The following is a 17633-nucleotide window of genomic DNA, read 5'->3' on the forward strand; positions in this document are numbered from 1 at the left end:
AAATACAGAGCGTATTGTACTTCATGAAGGTCCTGTTCGTGATAATGAGCGGCGACGAGAAGATGGACCTGGCGCTGACGCTAGCCGCAAGGTCCGTGGACGCCAAGAGGTACGAGGACCTAAAGATAGTGTTCTTCGGCCCAAGCCAGGAGAGGCTGTTGCGTCTCCCCGAGCCCGCCAAGCAGATGTTCGAGGCCCTTAGATCTGCCGGCGCGGTGGACTCGGCCTGCGTGAACTACGCCAAGGCGAAGGGCATAGAGGAGGAGCTCTCCAAGATAGTCAAGCTCCTGCCGGCGGGGGAGCGCATAGCCTACTACCTCAACTCGGGCTACGTCCCCATGGTGTTCTGATGCCGCTGGATCCCCAGATCCGGCATCTGCTCAAGGCGCTGAGGGAGGCGGCGACGCCCGCGCAGGCGTCGGTCCAGGAACTCCGGAAGGCTGTGGAGGAGCAACACAAGCCCCTTGTAGCCGCGGCTCGGGAGCCGGTTGCCGAGACGAGGGACGTGCAGGTGCCGGCGCAAGGCGGCTCCATAAGGGCCAGAGTATACGTTCCGAGGAAGGCGCAAGGGCTTCCCCTGGTGCTCTACTACCACGGCGGCGGCTTCGTCTTCGGCAACGTCGAGACCCACGACCACATATGCAGGAGGCTCGCCAGGCAGGCCGACGCGGTGGTGGTCTCGGTGGACTACCGCCTAGCGCCCGAGCACAAATTCCCCACCGCGGTTCTCGACGCCTACGCGGCGTTGAGGTGGGCCGCCGAAAACGCCCACGAGTTTGGGGCGGATCCGGGCAAGATAGCCGTCGCGGGCGACTCGGCCGGCGGCAACCTGGCGGCCGTGGTCAGCATACTGGACAGAGACTCCGGCGAGCGGCTCGTGAAGAAGCAAGTGTTGATCTACCCCGTCGTGAACATGACCGGGGTGCCGACTAAGTCGGTGGTCGAGTACGGGGCCGCGGAGGACGCCTTCCTTTCGCTTGATATGATGGCGTGGTTCGGCAAGCAGTACCTCGCAAGGCCGGAGGACGCGTTCGACGTAAGGGCCTCGCCTATATTGGCCGACCTAGCCGGCCTCCCGCCCGCGTTGGTGATAGCGGCGGAGTACGACCCGCTCCGCGACGAGGACGAGCTGTACGCCTTCAAGATGAGGGCGGCGGGCTCGCGGGCTACTGTCGCCGTGTTCTCGGGGATGGTACACGGGTTCGTGTCTCTCTACCCGTTGGTCGACGCCGGGAGGGAGGCCTTAGACCTAGCCGCGGCGTCTATTAGGTCGAGCCTCCAGACTTCTTGAACCTCTCGACGGCCTCCATAATGTATTTTTTGGCCTCCTCGACGCCCAGATAGCCCCTCGCCTTGACCCATTTGCCGGGCTCCAGCTCCTTATACCTCTCGAAGAAGTGCTTTATCTTCTCCAGAGTGGGCTTGGTCAGATCGAAGACGTCCTTCACGTCGGCGTACGACGGATCTATCTTCTCTATGGGCACCGCGATGACCTTGTAGTCGAGCCCCTCCTCGTCCTCCATCTCCAGCAAGCCCAATGGCCTCGCCCTGACGACTACCCCCGGCGCGAACTCGGCCCCGCTCAGTAAAGCGACGTCGAGAGGATCGCCGTCTTCGGAAAGGGTGCTGGGTATAAAGCCGTAGTTGAACGGGTAGACGAGGGCGGTGTAGAGCACGCGGTCGACGGCGATGACGCCGAGCTCGTCGTCGTACTCGTACTTGACGTTCGAGCCGGCCGGTATCTCGACGAAGACGTATATCTCGTCGGGCGGCTTTCTGCCCGGCGGTAGCCTAAGCATGGGCGGGCCCCAAATAGAAAATATAAAGATTTTCCCTAATGAAGTATCAAACCGAGGCGGCCGCCCCGTCGCCTCTCACGTCCGCCACGGCGCCCACGACGCCGCCTTTCTTGAAGGCCATGGCGGCTACGCCAAGCCGCGCTGGGTAGTCCACTATCTCCACGTCGGGCCCCTCCTCGTAGCCCCTCTCAGCGACGGCCTTCCAGCCGCCCACCCACATAAACCTAGGCGCCCACACGACGCGCCTCGGCTCCATGGAGTAGTCGACGAGGTTCTGCACCAGCTGGGCGTATATCACCGGCCTGTAGTGGCCGGCGCTGGAGCCCAACGCGGCCTCCTGGCCTTCCCCCACGGCCAGCACGGCCGAGAGCGTGTGGGCCGGCCTCCTCCGCGGCGCGGCCTCGTTGGGCCCGGTCGTGAAGTCGAACGCTCTGTTGTTCAGGACAACGCCCCACCTCCCCTCGACGTACTGCGACCCGAAGGAGTAGTAGATGCTCTGGATAGCCGATATGATCACGTCCCTATCCGCCACGGCGAAATAGGTAGTGCCCCGCGTGGGGGTCGGCGCCTCCGCCTCGCCGAGCTCTATACGCCCCCGCAACAAGTCGTCGACGGGCACCGGCCCGTCGCCGAGGTATCTGTCTCTGGCCCAATGGGCCTTTCTAGCCGCCCTTACCACGGCCCTTATACGTCTGTAGGAAAAGGGCTCCCTCGGCAACTCGTCCCGCGCCAGCTTGAGGGTAAGGAGGACGGCGAAGCCGAGAGAGGGCGGCGGCGTCTCGTAGAGCGTCCACCCGCCGTACTCCATCGAGATGGGGTCCTTGACCTCGGCCCTGTACTGCAGAAAATCGTCGCGGGAGAAGTAGTCGCCGGACAGCGAGTCTGCGAGGGCCTCGTAGAGGCCGTCCGGCCCGTGCTCTCCGTAGATCCGGTAAAGGGCAAGCAAAGGCCCGATCCGGTAAGGGGCGCCCGGCTCGCGCGGTATCGAGGCGTACAGCGAGGCGCCTGGGCCCTCCAGCTTGGCCCTAGACAGAGCGTCGGCCAGCGAGGGGTGGACCACGGCGCGCTTTTCCAAGAAGTCCGCCACGTAGTTTACCAGCCTCCGCCACTCCATGGAGCCGAGAGATCTGTGTAGCTCCCAGAGGCCTTGGGCGAAGCCTGGCACCACCGCTGACCGGAGGCCCGACTCGGGAGGCCGTCTGGATATCCCGCTTGGCGCCCAGCCGAGGCCTACCACCGCCTTTACCGATCCTCCCTTACCGTAAAGGGCGAGGAAGTCGCCGCCGACGCCGTTGAGGTGAGGCAGGAGGTAGGACAAGGCCAGCGAGACCGCCACGGCCACATCGCCGGCGTTTCCGCCCATCTCGTACACCTTGAGGCCGAGGTAGGTCGCCTGGAAGCTCTCGGATGCAACCGCTATGGAGGCGCCCCAGCTCATAGCGTCTTCAAGCCGCTCCCTGTGAGGACCACCACGGCGTCCTCCCCGGCGCCCAGCTTCCAATAGCCCGCCAGCGCCACGGCCGACGACGGCTCGGCCAATAGCCCGCGCCTCGCCAGCCAGCGCCAGGCAGCCTCTATCTCCGGCTCGGCGACCCAGACGCAGTCGCCGTGTCTCCGCACGACCTCGGCCATCTCGGGCAGTAGGGGCGGGTTCGTCGAGACCAGCGCGTCTGCCATAGACGTCAGCCGGTCAGGCGGCGTGTACCTCTCGCCCTTTACCGCGGCGCAGAGAGGCCTCACTTGCTCGGTCTGCACGGCCACAAGCCTCGGCATCTCGTCTATCACGCCGGAGTCGAGGAGGTGTTTGAAGCCAGAGTAGACGCCCAGGAGGAGGGTGCCCGCAGACGTGGGCAGGTAAACCGCCTCGGGCGCCTTGCCGCCCCTTACCAGCTCGTAGGCCAACGTCCTAATCCCGTCTCTGAACTCTGGCCTCCAGACGTGCGAGGCGTAGTAGGCGTTTGCCGCCTCGGCGGCCCTCGCCACGGCCTCTCTGCCGCCCGGCACCCTTACGACCTTGGCGCCGTAGGCCTCTATTTGCTTGAGCTTGCCGCCCCTTGCGGTCTCCGGCACGTAGATCTCCACCTCCATGCCCGCGAGCGCCCCGTAGGCCGCTATGGAGGCCCCGGCGTTGCCCGACGAGTCCTCGGAGATCCTCCGCACTCCCCTTTCCGCCAACGCCGAGATGAGGACGGCCGACCCCCTGTCCTTGAAACTGCCCGTGGGGTTGAGGAACTCCAGCTTGAACTTGACGCCCCCGACCTCGACAAGCGGCGTGTTGCCCTCGCCCAGCGTCACCCAACGCCTTATGTAGGGGAAGTTCTCCCTTACCCTCTCCCTATACGGAAAGTCGACGACCACGGTAAAGGGCCCTCCGCACTTGGGGCACCGGAGCTCGTCGCCCTCCCTCTCGTAGCCGCACCGGGCGCAGACCACCCTCATTGGCCAACGACAACGACTACGATGCGCCTCATCCTAGGCCCGTCGAACTCGGCGAGGAAGAGCTCTTGCCAAGTGCCCCTCACGAGCTTACCGCCCCTTACCGGGAAGAGGTAGAACTGCTTAAACAGCGCCGAGAGGAGGTGGGCGTCTGCGTTGTCGTCGATCGCGTTGTGCTCGTACTTGCCCGAGGCGGGCGCTAGCCTCTCGAAAAACGCCTCGTAGTCTCTACGTATCCTCGGCTCGTCTTCGTTGGCGAATAGGGCCGCGGTTGCGTGAGTCAAGAACACCAGCACGATGCCGTCGGATACGCCGGACTCGGCGACTGCGGACTCCACCTCGCCGGTTATGTTGACGAGAGCCCTCCGCGAGGAGGTCTTGACCTGGAGCTCCTTGGTGTAGACCTTCATTAACGGAAAAACCTCCCAAAATTAAATAGTGTATATCTCGTAGGGCGGGTCGACCAGCTCCTCGTACTCCTCCTTAGTCAATATGACGAACTCCTTCTCCACCTCGCCTCTCCTCAGAACCGCCCTCCGCTCCTCGTCCGAGAGGGCCCAGCCGCCGAGAGTGAGGGAGCCCGCTATGTAGGGGTAGGTGCGGCTCCCCTTGGACTTGGAGTACAGTCTAAACCTCACCCGCACCAGCCTCATATAAGTACTCCTCCCTCAATTTAAGAAGGGCAAAACGATAATACTTGGGGATTCCCTGTAACCGTGCAGAGGCGGCTGAGGCTACGCGACCTCGTCGCGCTGGGGCTCGCTGGGATTTTGCCGGTCGGCGCCCCCATAGGGGTAGCCCCGCTTGTCAAGTACGCGGGTGAGTCGGCGATTTGGCCCGCCTTGCTGGGCTACGCCATGGTGTTGTTGTCGGCCGTGCCGATACTCGAATACAGCAGGCTCGCGCGGTTCGTAGGCGGCTACTACGGGCTGGCGGAGCTCGGGCTGGGGCCTCTGGCGGGGAAATACACCGCCGCCGCGAACTACCTCTACTACGTAGCGTGGCAGGCGCAGAACGCCCTGCAGGCAGGCTGGGTCGTCTACGGCATTACGGGCAGCCCCGCGGCGTGGGCCGCCGCGGTCGTCGGCGTCTTGTTGCTGTCGTATGCCGGCGCCTCGTCGCAACCGCGCCGCTATGCCGGCGATGTTTTGATCCCCGCGCTGGCCTTCACCGCCTCGATAACGGCGGCCCTAGACGTCTACGTGATCGCCGCCTCTCCCTACAGGTCGTTAAGGCCTCTGTTCCCCGGCGGCTGGAACGGAGTTGCGGTGGCCGCCGCCGTGCAGGGCTTCTGGATGTACGTGGGGTACGGCACGCCGCTCTTCTACAGCGAGGAGGCCGAGAGCCCGTCGAGAGACGTCTGGAGAGCCGTCGTTATCTCCGCGACAATATCGGCGGCTCTCTACGTTCTGTCGGCCTATGCCGTAGTCGCCGCAGTGCCGCCGTCGACGATAGGCGAGGTCGCGGCGTCGCCGATGCCCTATGTCGACGCTTGGTCCCGCTACCTCCCGGCTTGGCTCCTTGCGGCGTATCCCCTCCTCATAGCCCCCGCCGTCCTCGCATATGGAGGCCCCTCGGGATCCCACGCCAGGTTGCTCTGGGCCATGGCTAGAGACGGCTTCGTGGGCTACGAGAGGCTGAAGGAGCTCGACAGAAACGGAGTGCCGAGAAACGCCGCATTGTTCAACTTAGCCGTCTCCTCGGCCTTTGCGGCCGCCGCGGCTACCTACGTCTTCGTCCGGTCGGGCCTAAGCCCCGCATCTGCCGAGATCGCCTGGCTGTTCGCGTCGACTGCGGCCACCGTTCTGTGGTACGCCCACCATCTGCTCCCCGAGATAGCGCTCTACCCGTACCTACTCAGAGCCGGGCCGTATAGGCGGGGCCCCAGAGCGCTCTTAGTCGGCGTCGTCGCCCCCATCGCCGGGACCGCCATATTGGTCTACACGCTATACGTCACCGCGTCGACCAAGCTACAGTACACGCCGGCGATCTGCGCCGGCGTCGCGCTGTCGGTTGCGGCGCTCCTCTACACGCTTCTGCGCAAGGCGCGGGGCAAGCTCGGCTCCAGCACAATCTACTACTTCTTAGAAAAATGAGTGAGGGGAGAAAGAGGTTGTAGAAAAACGCTTAGTTGCCTATTGCCTTTCTCTGTAGCCACTTGGCGTACATTATCATGAATACGTCTGCGTTGTGTTTTCCTACGGCTTTGGATAGGGCTTGGTAGATCTCGTCGGGTTTTTCTAGGGCTATTTCCTCGAAGGTCTTCCCCAAGACTCTAGCCAACCTCACGTCCAGCACAGCCCTATAGCTGCTGTCCAGAGAGCTGTAGAACTCCAACAACTTCCCCCTAGCCATCCTCACTTCCCCAACCCGAGCCCTCACAACCGCCGACATGCCCCCACTTTACCTTTAAAAATAAAAAACTTGCGAAGCGCCGAGAGAACACATCCCACATATAAAAATTACGGAGTTGCGCGCCGACACGCGCTCGGATCGGCGCCAGATATTGAGAACCAGAAGGAGCATTCGTACGTCTGTATAGCCCGCGCCACGAATAGGTAGCGCTGGCGGTCGTAGTACCTCTCGGCTATGCGCTCCGCTACGGCCTCCACGTCCTCGTAGGGCCGCGAGAAGAGGTCGAGGAACTCAGTCGACTTGAACCCGTTGGATTTAAGCCAGGCCGAGAGCTGGGCGCATGCGCGGCCCCAGACGGGCAGATTCACCGTCATGGCGACGGCCAGATCGCCCATGGTGCCGTTCAGGGCCAGCCAAGAGAGGAAGTGCGTGTACGCTACGGCAAATGGGTCGAGCGCATCCCAGCTGAACGCGACGCCGAGCTCTCTCGCCATCTCGCCGAGGGCCCTAAGGGCGGCGTAGTCGCCGTCCACGAGCGCCTTCAAGAAGGCCAGCTCGACGCCGTCGCTGGCCCTCCCCATGGCGGCCGAGAGAGCCCTCAAGTCGTACTGCACTATGTAGAGCTGGTTCGCCACAAACCTCTTCACAGAAGCCGTGTCGGGGCTCCGCAACGCCGGCGCTTCGAAGATCCTCTCGTTCAACGCCGCCAGCTCCCGCCTAAGCTCCTCGATCACGCCGGCCATGTCTCCCCCGAATAGGCGGCGTTCCAGAAGGCCAGCTCGTAGAGGGAGGCGGTCTTGAAGGGCTCCCACGCCTCGTCGAACGGCGGAGAGAGCGCGTCGAGGAGATCTCTGAGCTTTTTGACGAGCGATCTGTACTCCTCCGAGAGGTAGACAGAGGCCCACCTCCTATATACGGAGACGGGGTTCTCCGCGAGGAGGCCGCGGTGGGCCTCCGCGATCTCCATGTACGTCCAGAAACACGGGAGAAGCGCCGAGAGGCATTGGGCGAAGGTCCCCAGAGCGCAGGTCGAGGAGAGGTAGGACATATAGCCGACGTTGGTGGGGCTCGGGCGGGCCCTCGCGGCGTCCTCCAACGACAGGCCCAGCTCTCCCAGGAGCGCCTCGTAGCTCGCCAGCTCGCCCGTCAGCTCGCCGTAGGCCAGCTCGGCCATAGCCCTCATCGACCTCACGTCGGGCGCTCTGGCCGCGGCCAAGGCGAGAGCCCGGGAGAACCCGACCAAGTAGTTGTAGTCCTGGAGGACGTAGTTCTTGAACTTCTCCAGGGGGAGGTCGCCTCTGTAGAGGCCGACCACGAACGGGTGGCGCAGTATGGCGGACCATATATCGTCTGCGGACTGCCTCAGCCTCTCGGTAAGAGACATATAACTTATCGCAAGTCCATCAATAAATTTTTGGCGTCGCAAGCCTTTAAGCACAGCCACAGCGCCGTCTGTGGGATACCTCGGCTCCCTCCTCCTCCGCGAGCTGGAGCGTATGGGGCTCGGCAGGCCGGCGGTCCCGAGGAGGCTTAGGTGCAGGTACGAGCCGGAGCAGTGCGCGGCTGTGAGGATACTCCTCGGGGGCTACCGGCTCTGCAAGTTCCCCGACGGCGTCGCGTTGGTGCGGGAGGATAGGCCGTGTCCGGAGCCCGTCGAGGTGCGGCTGGAGCCTCCGGAGGCGCCGAGGATATACATAGACCTGGGGCTTTGGGACATCCACACCGACTCCGAGAAGAACGAGCTGGTGGAGCAAGTCGTGGCCTCCATAGCGGCTGTTAGGAGGCAGCTGTGGGACGGCAACCTCTATCTATCTAGGGCGCCTCCCGAGTTCTTGGAGAGGTTCAGTAAGGCGGCCCGCGGCATGAGGCACGCCGTGAGGTTCCAGGTAGGCCCCCCTCCGTCTGCCAGCCTCGTGCTGGATCCCGAGGGGCCGTGCGTCGCCGACGAGGAGGTCTTGAGGAGCGCCTCGGACATAGTACTGGGCGGGATAGTCGACAAGGAGCGGATCTATAAGGGGGCGACTGCCCGCCTGGCGGCGTCTATAGGAGTCCCCGACCGGCGCCGTTGCAGGATAGAGCTGAGGGGCTCCACGGTGGGCGTGCCGGACAGGATAAATAAGATCGTGGAGATAGTCCTGTCGGTGAGATTTGCCGGGGCCTCTCTAGAGGACGCCATAATAAGTGCCCAGGCCAAGAGGGACAAGGTGTATAGGCTGATGCGGGAGTTCCAGAAGGCGGGCAAGTGCGTCGACCCGGCGCTGGCCGACGAGCTGGCCAGGTGGCTGAAGGCTGACCGCAAGGCGGTGGAGCTGGCCGCCGCCAAGGCCCACGTGCGGATCGGTTGCGAATCTATATAAATAGCCGCCGCGGCTATGTATATGAAGCTGGCTATATTGGTGGACAACTACCTCACGCAGCTCTCCTCCCTCCGTCTGAGGCTCCTCGGCGAGTGGGGCTTCTCCGCCTACGTCTACGACTGGAGGATACTCTACGACACAGGCCTCTCGGGCACAGCCCTCCTCAACAACATGAAGGCTCTCGGCATATCCCCCGACGACCCCGACGTGCTGGTCATCAGCCATAGGCATATAGACCACACGGGCGGAGTTAAGGCGTTGCTCTCGGCGAGGTCTAGACCCCTCACCGTGGTGGCCCACGAGAACCTCTTCGCCAAGGCGTACGCCAAGGACGAGATGGGGGAGGTAGAGATAGGGGTCGACTTCACCCGCGACTTCCTCGAGTCGAGGGGCGCCAGGCTTGTGCTGATAAGGGAGCCCTACAAGATCGCCGAGGGGGTCTGGGCCTCCGGCGAGATCCCGAGAAGGTGGGGCCCGTCGCACACCGGCGCGGTCTCCGACATCGTGCCGGACGACATGGCCCTCTACATAAGACATCCCAAGGGCTTAGTGGCCCTCACCGGTTGCGGACACGCAGGCGTGGAGAACATAGTGGAGTACGGGCTGCAGGTGACCGGCGCCGATAGGCTCTACGCAATTATCGGCGGGCTCCACTTCATGGGGTTGCCCGAGGCCAGAGTGAGGGAGGCCGCCGGTTATCTGAAGTCGAAGGGCCCCGGACTCGTCGTGGGGACCCACTGCACCGGCGTGGCCGGCATCGCGGCGTTGCAAGCCGCTCTGCCGGACGTAGCCAAGGCAGGAGGGGCCGGCGCGGTCTTCGAGATATAGCCCTTTAAGGAGAGGTCTTTTTCCCCTTCATGTACCCGCTCGACGTGGAGAGGGCCAACTCGGTTATATGGGAGACGGAGCCCATAATGGCGTTTATAGGCTATAGGGTGGTCGAGATATCGCAGGGCCGGGCATGCGCCGAGTTCGGCCACGGCAAGAACGTCCAGAGGATAGGCGGCGTGTTGCACGGAGGGGTAATTGCCGCTGTGCTGGACGAGACCTTGGGGATGGCGGTCCTCACGGTGAACGACGGCGCCGATCAAGTCACCGTGGAGCTCAAGGTGAACTTCTTGGAGGCCGGGAGGGAGGGGCCGTACAGAGTCTGCGGACAGGTAGTGAGGAGGGGAGGGAGGATCGTGGTAGCTGAGGGAGAGGTCCGGGACGCCTCCGGGAGGCTGGTGGCCAAGGCCCTGGGCACTTGGTATATCTTGAGGAGGGAGGTCGGCGCCGGGCGATGAAGGCCACGATAGGCATACTCTTGATGGCCGCCGCCGGCTTCGCGGTGGGCGTTGCCGTCTACTCCTCAAACCCCTATCTGCTCCCCTACCTGATATTGTACAACAAGGCCGTCCTTTCCGGGTACTACTACGAGCTCGTGACAGGCATGTTGGTGACGCCGTCGCTTGCCGACTTTCTCCTCAACGCCGTGTCTCTATACGCCATATACGTCATATTCGGCGGCGAGGCCGGTAGGTACGAATACGCCGTCTTCTTCGCCTCCGGGATCTTGGGGAATATACTTACGGTGCTCCTCTACCCTCCGAACACAATGTCGGCGGGGGCGTCCGGCGGCATATTCGGGCTGTTGTCCTTCTACATAGCCAGAGGAATGGCCCTATCCCGCGACTTCAGCTGGGTGGGGCCGGCCCTCCTAGCCGCGGTCTTCTTGGCGTCGTCGATATTGCCCAACGTGAACTACGTAGCCCACGTGGGAGGGATAATAGGGGGCGTAGTTATGGGGCTTCTAGAGCCCCGTAGACTCAGCCGTGGATAAGCCTGTATACCTCCTCGGGAGTCACCGGAGTCGACCTGAGCCTCACTCTCTTCCCCGTGGCCCTCCTAATGGCGTCCTCAAGGGCCTTTATGGCGGCGGCCGCGGAGGCGACCGTGGGAGCCTCGCCGACTCCCTTAGTGCCCGTCGGGTGGTCCGACCTGTGAGGCGTCTCGGCCAGACGCGGCTCGTACCGCGGAGCCTCCGTGGCCTTGGGCACGTGGTAGAAGGCGAAGTTCGGCGTGGCCAGATTGCCGTCCTGGTCGTAGACCACCTGCTCGTAGAGCACTTGGGAGATGCCCTGTAGCGCCCCTCCGTGTATCTGGCCCTCCACGAGCAACGGGTTGACGACGACTCCGATGTCGTCGTAGGACCTGTACAGCAGAGGCCTCGCGAGGCCCGTCTCGGGGTCGAGCTCGACCACGACCACGCCGACGCCGTAGGGGAACGTGGCCCTCGCCTTATACACCTCCATGGCCTCCAGCTGGGCCCTCACCTTGCCCCTATAGACGGCCTCGACGACCTCCCCTATAGTCACCGACTTATCGCCGGACTTGAACGTCCCGTCCGAGTAGGTCGCGGGGCCTCCTAACAGCTCCTCGGCCGCCTTCTTGAGCTCCTCGAGCAGACGCCTGGCGGCCAGAAGGGCGGCCGAGCCGCCCGCGGTGATGGATCTGCTCCCGTCAGTGCCTATCCCGTCGGGGACCGCGTCGGTGTCGCCCCACACTACCCTTACGCGCTCTATCGGCACTTGGAGCTCGTCGGCGACTAGCTGGGCTATGCCCGTGGCGTCTCCCTGGCCGTGCGGCGCGATGCCCACGGCGACTGTGAAGCTCCCGTCCCTCTCCGCTCTGACTATGGCCACCTCGTGCCCGTAGGTGGTTATCTCTATGTAGAAAGACATGCCCACGCCCAGCACTCTGCCCCTGGCCTTCTCCGCCTCGGCGTTTCTAACTAGATCGTAGTAGCCCGTGGCGGCGATGCCTCTCTCGAACGTGGCCAGATACTCGCCGGAGTCGTAGTGGAGGCCTAGCGGGTTGTCGTAGGGGCCGGCCGGCACCAGGTTCCTCCTCCTCACCTCGACGGGGTCGAGCCCGGTCTCGTCGGCTATTAAGTCCATGATCCTCTCGATGAAGAACGTCGCCTCGGGCCTCCCGGCGCCTCTATAGGGCCCCAACGGCGGCTTGTTCGTCAACACGGACACGGCGTCTATGTCGAGGTCCCTCACCTTATAGGCGGCGGGCAACATGGTGGCGGCCGTCGCGGCCAAGTCGAAGCCGAACCAGTCGTAGGCGCCCGCATCGGCTATGACCTCGCCCTTGATAGCCTTGAGCACGCCGTCTCTCGTGAAGCCCGCCTTGTACCTAAGCATCAGCCCTCTGCCGTACGTCGTCATCTTGAAGTCCTCGCTCCTGGTAGCTATCCACTTGACCGGCCTCCTCAACGCCATGGCGGCCGCGGCCACTCTGACCTCCTCGGGGTAGACCTGTATCTTGGAGCCGAAGCCACCGCCGACGTCGGGCTGGATCACGCGGACTGCGGCCAGCGGCACGTCGAGGCTCCTCGCCACCTCGCGCCGCACTATGTGGGGCTTCTGCGTCGAGTCGTATATGAGGAGGGTCTTGCCGTCGTGGGACGCCAACACTCCGTGGGGCTCCATGGCCGAGGGCACCACTCTGTTGGTGACGAGCTCCTCCTCCACCACTTTGTCCGAGGACGCCAGGGCCCTCTCGGCGTCTCCAGAGGCGTACTTCTCCCTGCGCGATACGTTGGTGCCCAGCGACTCGTCTACGAGAGGCGCTCCGGGCTCCATGGCCTTCACGGGATCCACGACGGCCGGAAGAGGCTCGTAGTCCACGTACACCTTCTCCAAGGCGTCGTAGAGGGCGTATCTGTCGACGGCCACCACCATGGCGACGGCCTCGCCTTGGTATCTGACCTTGCCGCCGGGCGCGAAGTCGAACGGCTTGCCCGACTGCGGCGTGAAGACGGCCACGACGCCCGGCATCGAGAGGGCCTCAGACGCGTCTACTCTTCTAACTCTGGCGTGAGCGTACGGCGATCTGACGAAGCCCGCATAGAGCATCCCGGGCAGCTCTATGTCGTCCACGTAGCGGGCCTGCCCGTAGAGCAGGTGGTAGTCCTCCAGCCTTGGTAGGGGCTTTCCTACGTACCTCATAGCGCCGCCGACTTAATCGCCTCTACTATGTTCTGGTACCCCGTACATCTGCAGAGGACGCCGCTGATGCCTTCGCGTATCTCCTCCTCTGTGGGCTTGGGCTTGTTCTTGAGGAGGGCGTAGGAGGCGAGCAACATGCCCGAGGTGCAGAAGCCGCATTGGAGCGCGTGGCGTTCGTGGAAGGCCCGCTTGAGCCTCTCCATGAGCTCGTCGCTGTAGTCGGCGGTTATTATCTCGGAGCCGTCCGCCTGGACCGCGAGCAGGTTGCAGCTCTTGACGGGCTTCCCGTCCAGCAACACGGTGCAGGCCCCGCAGTTGCCCGTGTCGCACCCGACCCTCACGCTCTTTATGCCTAAGTCGTCCCTCAAGAAGTGGACCAAGAGCTTCCGGGGCTCCACGTCGCGCTCGTACCACACCCCGTTGACCTTGACCTTGATCCTCATAGCCCCAACGCCCTCCTCACCGCCCTCCTAGCCGCGACGCCGGCCATAGCCCTCCGGTACTCCGCCGATGCCCTCACGTCTGATACGGGCTCCACCTCCTTGGAGGCGGCCTCGGCTACTTCTGTCAAGAGATCCCCGGAGATTTTCCTGCCCCTAACGGCCTCCTCGGCCTTCTTGAGCCTGACCGGCTTAAGACCCACGCCCGTGGCGGCCAGCCTCACGTCCTCCACGGCGCCGTCCTTGACCCACACAGCCGCGGCGACTCCGGCTATGGCGAAGTCGTTGTAGGCCCGGGCTATCTTGACGTAGGACGCCTTGGGGGGACATCGGGGTATGGAAATCTCGACGACAATCTCGCCTTGTTGTAGGGCGGTGGAGTAGGGGCCTTGGAAGAACTCCTCGGCGGGTATCTCGCGGACGCCTGAGGGGCCTCTGGCCTTCACGACGGCGTCTAGGGCCAACACCACCGCGGGCCAGTCGGCGGCCGGATCGGCGTGCGCGAGGCTGCCGCCTATGGTGCCCACGGACCTTATCTGGGGATCGCCTATCTGTCTAGCCGCCTCGGGGAGGACCCCGCAGGGGCCCGACCACCTCTCCAGCTCGGCGTGTGTAGCCAGAGCGCCGATGGCCAAGCCGTCTCCGGCCTGCCTGACGTAGCGGAGCTCCTTGAGCCGGCCTATGTCCACGAGCTTGCTGGGGGCGACTGCGCGTAGCTTGAGCAGAGGTATCAAGCTCTGCCCGCCCGCGAGGACCTTGGCGTTGGGGTCCTCAGACAGCGCCTTGACGGCCTCGTCTATAGAAGAGGCCCGGACGTAGTCGAACGGAGGCGGAATCATTAGAATTCTGGTCGGTCTCCTAGCTTTTAAGCGTTTCGCTATTCTATAGACAGCACCGTCTTTATATCGTCGTGCGTCCAGCTGTAGGCCTCCTGGTAGTTCTCCAAGGTCGCCGTCTTCGTTATAAGCTTCTTGGGCCAGCCGCCGAAGCGGTCGTCGGCCTCTTTCAAATGCCTCAAAGCCGCCTCGAAGTGCCTAAGCCCGGCGTTGACGGAGCCCACCACGAGCTTGTTGTTGAGGACGGCGTCTGTGAGGAGCCGCCCCACGTCGTCGAGCCGCCCGCCTGGCGGGTAGACGCCCAGGAGGACCTCGACGCCGCCAGGGCCGAGCCTTTCGAGCCCCTCCAGCGCCACCGCCGACGCGCCGGTTGCCTCGACCACTAGGTCGTAGGTCCCCGAGATCTTCTCGTGCGCCGCGTCCACGTACGTGCCGCCGAGTTCCTTGACTAGCCTCGCCTTCAAGCTGTCGGGGGGCCTCGTCGCCACGGCGGTGACGGACAGGCCCGCGAGCCTCAAGACCATGGCCGCGAGGAGGCCCACGGGCCCGGCGCCGAGCACCAACGCGGTCTCCGGCCTTCTGCCGAGCCTGGACTGGTAGAGGTTGAGCCCCAGCTCGACGCCCTTCTCGACCACCGAGAGGGGCTCTGTCAAGACAGCTATGTCGGCGATCTCCTTGGGGACCTTGACCAGATACGCGGCGTCGGTGACCGAGTACTCGGCCGCGTGTCCGTGGAGTCCCCATATGCCGTGCTCCAAATATCTCCCCACGGGGCAGTAGTCTACGGGGAGGCCGCAGTTGAGGGGCCTCCTGACGGTGGGGACCACGAGGTCGCCCGGCGATACGTTGTCCACGCCCGGCCCCAGCTCCGCGACTTCGGCCAAGGCCTCGTGGCCCAGAATCAAGTAGTCGCTCCCCTCGGGGGCCTTGCCGTACTTCCCCTCTATTATCTCCTTGTCGGTGCCGCAGACCCCCACCTTGAGAGGTCTGAGGAGGACTTGCCCCGGCCCGGGAGACGGCTTGGGGACGTCCCTAAGCCTCAGAGACTCGGGAACCCCCGGCATCACGGTCACCGCCTTCATGGCCCCTCCACCTCCCCAATATAAATTGTGCCCCGCCGCGTCACCTTCTTATAGGCGTGTGCGAGTTGGGCAGTGCGCCTCATCGTAGTGTCGAACAGACTGCCGGTGACCGTCGCCGTAAAGGACGGCGAGGTTTCCGTGAGGGAGTCCGTCGGCGGCCTGGCGACGGCCATGAAGACGCTCCTCGCCGCCACCGACGGGGGCAGGGCCCTGGGCTTTGACGGCGTCCTCTGGGTCGGCTGGCCCGGCCTGGCGGGCGATGCCTTGGACCCCAAGATCTCGGAGGCGCTCAGATCGCAAGGTCTCGAGCCGGTGCCGTTGGGGAGGGACGAGGTGGAGAAGTTCTACGAGGGGTTCTGCAACTCCACGCTCTGGCCCCTCTTCCACGGCTTCACGACCTACACGGTCTATAGGGACGATTTCTGGGACTCCTACGTCTCGGTCAACAAGAAGTTCGCCGACGTCCTCGCGTCCGTAGCCAAGCCGGACGACTACGTCTGGGTCCACGACTACCACTTCATGCTCCTCCCCCTCTACTTGAGGGGCCAGATGCCCGACCTGGGCGTCGGCTTCTTCCTCCACATACCGTTCCCCCCTCCCGAGATACTCCAGCTAATGCCGTCGTCTTGGCGGAACGAGATACTTGACGGGCTCCTCGCCTCGGACCTCGTGGGGTTCCACACCCACGAGTACTCCTACAACTTCGTGAGGAGCGTCGTGAGGTTTCTGGGCTACGGCGTGGAGCTCGATGTGGTCAAGTCGAGGCACGGCTACACCAAAGTCGGGGTCTTCCCCATAGGCGTAGACTACGAGAGGTTCCACAACTCCGGCGCCGATCCGCAAGTGGCTAAGGAGATAGAGGAGGTGAGGCGTCTCCTGAAAGGCCTCAAGGTGGTCTTCTCCATAGACAGGCTGGACTACACCAAGGGCGTCATAAACAGGGTATACGCCTGGGAGAGGTTCTTGAAGTCCAGGCCGGAGTGGCGGAGGAAGGCCTCTTTCGTCCTCGTCGTGGTGCCGTCGAGGGCCGGAGTGCCGCAGTACGAGGCGATGAAGAGGCAGATAGACATGGAGGTGGGCAGGATAAACGGCGAGCTGGGCGAGCTGGATTGGGTCCCCATAATATACCTCTACAGGTTCCTCCCGACGCCCACGTTGCTGGCAATGTACAACCTGGCCGACGTCGCGTTGATAACGCCCTTGAAGGACGGCATGAACCTCGTCTCCAAGGAGTACGTCGCGTCGCGGAGGGACTGCCGCGGCGTTTTGATACTGAGCGAGACGGCGGGGGCCGCCAAGGAGTTGACCGAGGCCATCATCGTCAACCCCAACGACGTGGAGGGGATGGCCAAGGCCATAGAGAAGGCCTTAACCATGCCAGAGGAGGAGCAGTGCAGGAGGATCCAGGAGATGCAGAGGAAGCTCAAGGCGCAGGACGTGGTGAAGTGGGGCGTCGACTTCATACAGAGCTTGATGGGGGCCAGGCTGGAGAGGGCCGAGAGGGAGAGGAGGCTGGCGACGGCCATACCGCTGGAGGGCGAGGAGCTCGACCGCATGGCCGCCGCGTACCGGTCCGCCCCCGTCCGCCTGCTGTTCCTCGACTACGACGGCACCCTCGTCCCCCTCTACCCCTACGCCTACCAGGCCGTGCCCGACGAGGAGCTCCTGCACCTCCTCGCCGAGCTTGCGCGGCAGGGAGGGACCTACGTCGTTGTGGTGAGCGGGAGGCCCAAGGACTTCCTGGACAGCTGGTTCGGGAAACTGCCCGTATACCTCATCGCCGAGCACGGGTTCTGGCTCAAGGAGCCGGGCGGCGGCTGGGCCCCCACGGCCAGAGTCGACCTATCCTGGAAGCTGAAGGTCAGGAAGGTGATGGAGGAGTTCGTGGAGAGGGTGCCGGGGACGTACATAGAGGAGAAGGAGTCGTCGATAGCCTGGCACTACAGAAACGCCGAGCCGGAGGCCGGCGAGAGGGCCGCGCTGGAGCTCGCCGATAGCTTGACCGCCATGTTGACCGGTAGCGGCGTGGTGGTTATGAGGGGGAAGAAGGTGGTTGAGGTGAAGCCGGCGGGCGTGAGCAAGGGCACAGCCGCCAGGTCGTTGGTCGAGCTGAAGAGGCCCGACTTCGTCCTCGCCGCAGGAGACGACGAGACTGACGAGACAATGTTCGCCGCCCTCCCGCAGACCGCCTACACGGTCAAGGTAGGGCCCGGCAGATCTCTGGCGAAGTACTACCTCCCCAACTACAAGGCCTTGAGATCTGTCCTTAAGCGGCTCGTCGAGAGCCAGCACTGATCTGCGGCCGGCCGCCGCGCCGTCGGGGCCGGACG

20 protein-coding genes are annotated in these 17633 nt (G+C 63.9%); 8 read left to right on the top strand and 12 right to left on the bottom strand.

From position 1 onward, the window contains the following. The first annotated feature begins 23 nt into the window (after positions 1-23). A complete protein-coding gene (locus TUZN_RS03940; protein WP_052886072.1) occupies positions 24-350 on the top strand; it encodes a DsrE family protein in 327 nt (108 codons plus the stop codon). Next, positions 350-1291 carry an alpha/beta hydrolase gene (locus tag TUZN_RS03945; protein ID WP_013679644.1) on the top strand — a complete coding sequence of 314 codons (942 nt, stop codon included), beginning with the start codon at positions 350-352 and terminating at the stop codon, positions 1289-1291. Before TUZN_RS03940 ends, TUZN_RS03945 begins: the two co-directional genes overlap by 1 nt. Here TUZN_RS03945 and ppa read toward each other — a convergent pair. From ppa to TUZN_RS03970, 5 genes are read right to left on the bottom strand one after another with little or no spacing between them, the layout of a single operon-like run. Next, positions 1266-1799: an inorganic diphosphatase gene (gene ppa, locus TUZN_RS03950; RefSeq protein ID WP_013679645.1), complete on the bottom strand. Its 534-nt coding sequence runs from the start codon at positions 1797-1799 to the stop codon at positions 1266-1268. The genes TUZN_RS03945 and ppa overlap by 26 nt on opposite strands. Positions 1800-1845: 46 nt before the next feature. Then, positions 1846-3237 carry a gamma-glutamyltransferase gene (locus TUZN_RS03955; RefSeq protein WP_013679646.1) on the bottom strand — a complete coding sequence of 464 codons (1392 nt, stop codon included), beginning with the start codon at positions 3235-3237 and terminating at the stop codon, positions 1846-1848. Beyond that, positions 3234-4238 (bottom strand): pyridoxal-phosphate dependent enzyme, encoded by a 1005-nt coding sequence (locus tag TUZN_RS03960; RefSeq protein WP_013679647.1) that lies wholly within the window; start codon positions 4236-4238, stop codon positions 3234-3236. Before TUZN_RS03960 ends, TUZN_RS03955 begins: the two co-directional genes overlap by 4 nt. Continuing rightward, positions 4235-4645, bottom strand: a complete 411-nt coding sequence (locus TUZN_RS03965) for a secondary thiamine-phosphate synthase enzyme YjbQ (RefSeq protein WP_013679648.1) — start codon at positions 4643-4645, stop codon at positions 4235-4237. Before TUZN_RS03965 ends, TUZN_RS03960 begins: the two co-directional genes overlap by 4 nt. Before the next feature lie 21 nt (positions 4646-4666). Continuing rightward, positions 4667-4888, bottom strand: a complete 222-nt coding sequence (locus TUZN_RS03970; protein WP_013679649.1) for a hypothetical protein — start codon at positions 4886-4888, stop codon at positions 4667-4669. Positions 4889-4951: 63 nt separating this feature from the next. On the opposite strand from TUZN_RS03970, the gene TUZN_RS03975 reads away from it, so the two are divergent. Then, positions 4952-6331 carry an APC family permease gene (locus TUZN_RS03975; RefSeq protein WP_013679650.1) on the top strand — a complete coding sequence of 460 codons (1380 nt, stop codon included), beginning with the start codon at positions 4952-4954 and terminating at the stop codon, positions 6329-6331. 31 nt (positions 6332-6362) lie between these two features. Here TUZN_RS03975 and TUZN_RS03980 read toward each other — a convergent pair whose 3' ends face one another. The 3 genes from TUZN_RS03980 to tenA all read right to left on the bottom strand — a co-directional run bounded on the left by TUZN_RS03980 (position 6363) and on the right by tenA (position 7974). Beyond that, entirely contained in the window at positions 6363-6629 is a 267-nt protein-coding gene (locus TUZN_RS03980) for a hypothetical protein (protein ID WP_013679651.1), read from the bottom strand. A gap of 68 nt (positions 6630-6697) precedes the next feature. Next, a complete protein-coding gene (locus tag TUZN_RS03985) occupies positions 6698-7333 on the bottom strand; it encodes a thiaminase II/PqqC family protein (RefSeq protein ID WP_013679652.1) in 636 nt (211 codons plus the stop codon). Next, positions 7321-7974 (bottom strand): thiaminase II, encoded by a 654-nt coding sequence (gene tenA, locus TUZN_RS03990; RefSeq protein WP_013679653.1) that lies wholly within the window; start codon positions 7972-7974, stop codon positions 7321-7323. The genes TUZN_RS03985 and tenA overlap by 13 nt, the downstream gene beginning before the upstream one ends. Before the next feature lie 70 nt (positions 7975-8044). On the opposite strand from tenA, the gene TUZN_RS03995 reads away from it, so the two are divergent. From TUZN_RS03995 to TUZN_RS04010, 4 genes are read left to right on the top strand one after another with little or no spacing between them, the layout of a single operon-like run. Beyond that, complete coding sequence (locus tag TUZN_RS03995) at positions 8045-8947, top strand: tRNA (guanine-N1)-methyltransferase (protein ID WP_013679654.1); 903 nt, start codon at positions 8045-8047, stop codon at positions 8945-8947. A 21-nt stretch (positions 8948-8968) separates the two neighbouring features. Next, the gene (locus tag TUZN_RS04000; RefSeq protein ID WP_052886073.1) at positions 8969-9775 is read left to right on the top strand and encodes an MBL fold metallo-hydrolase; all 807 of its coding nucleotides are present in this window, start codon (positions 8969-8971) and stop codon (positions 9773-9775) included. A gap of 29 nt (positions 9776-9804) precedes the next feature. Beyond that, positions 9805-10233, top strand: a complete 429-nt coding sequence (locus TUZN_RS04005; protein WP_013679656.1) for a PaaI family thioesterase — start codon at positions 9805-9807, stop codon at positions 10231-10233. After that, positions 10230-10769: a rhomboid family intramembrane serine protease gene (locus TUZN_RS04010; RefSeq protein ID WP_013679657.1), complete on the top strand. Its 540-nt coding sequence runs from the start codon at positions 10230-10232 to the stop codon at positions 10767-10769. The genes TUZN_RS04005 and TUZN_RS04010 overlap by 4 nt, the downstream gene beginning before the upstream one ends. Here TUZN_RS04010 and cutA read toward each other — a convergent pair. From cutA to TUZN_RS04030, 4 genes are read right to left on the bottom strand one after another with little or no spacing between them, the layout of a single operon-like run. Then, complete coding sequence (cutA, locus tag TUZN_RS04015; RefSeq protein WP_013679658.1) at positions 10756-12945, bottom strand: glyceraldehyde dehydrogenase subunit alpha; 2190 nt, start codon at positions 12943-12945, stop codon at positions 10756-10758. The genes TUZN_RS04010 and cutA overlap by 14 nt on opposite strands. Next, positions 12942-13388 carry a (2Fe-2S)-binding protein gene (locus TUZN_RS04020; protein ID WP_013679659.1) on the bottom strand — a complete coding sequence of 149 codons (447 nt, stop codon included), beginning with the start codon at positions 13386-13388 and terminating at the stop codon, positions 12942-12944. Before TUZN_RS04020 ends, cutA begins: the two co-directional genes overlap by 4 nt. After that, on the bottom strand, positions 13385-14224 hold the full coding sequence (gene cutB, locus TUZN_RS04025; RefSeq protein ID WP_013679660.1) for a glyceraldehyde dehydrogenase subunit beta: 840 nt from the start codon (positions 14222-14224) through the stop codon (positions 13385-13387). The genes TUZN_RS04020 and cutB overlap by 4 nt, the downstream gene beginning before the upstream one ends. 38 nt (positions 14225-14262) lie before the next feature. Next, entirely contained in the window at positions 14263-15303 is a 1041-nt protein-coding gene (locus TUZN_RS04030; RefSeq protein ID WP_013679661.1) for a glucose 1-dehydrogenase, read from the bottom strand. Between the two features lie 72 nt (positions 15304-15375). Between TUZN_RS04030 and TUZN_RS04035 the strand changes: the two genes are divergently transcribed. Next, a complete protein-coding gene (locus TUZN_RS04035) occupies positions 15376-17598 on the top strand; it encodes a bifunctional alpha,alpha-trehalose-phosphate synthase (UDP-forming)/trehalose-phosphatase (RefSeq protein ID WP_052886074.1) in 2223 nt (740 codons plus the stop codon). Positions 17599-17633 lie beyond the last annotated feature (35 nt).

The sequence above is a fragment of the Thermoproteus uzoniensis 768-20 genome, assembly GCF_000193375.1.
Classification (GTDB): Archaea; Thermoproteota; Thermoprotei; order Thermoproteales; family Thermoproteaceae; genus Thermoproteus; species Thermoproteus uzoniensis_A.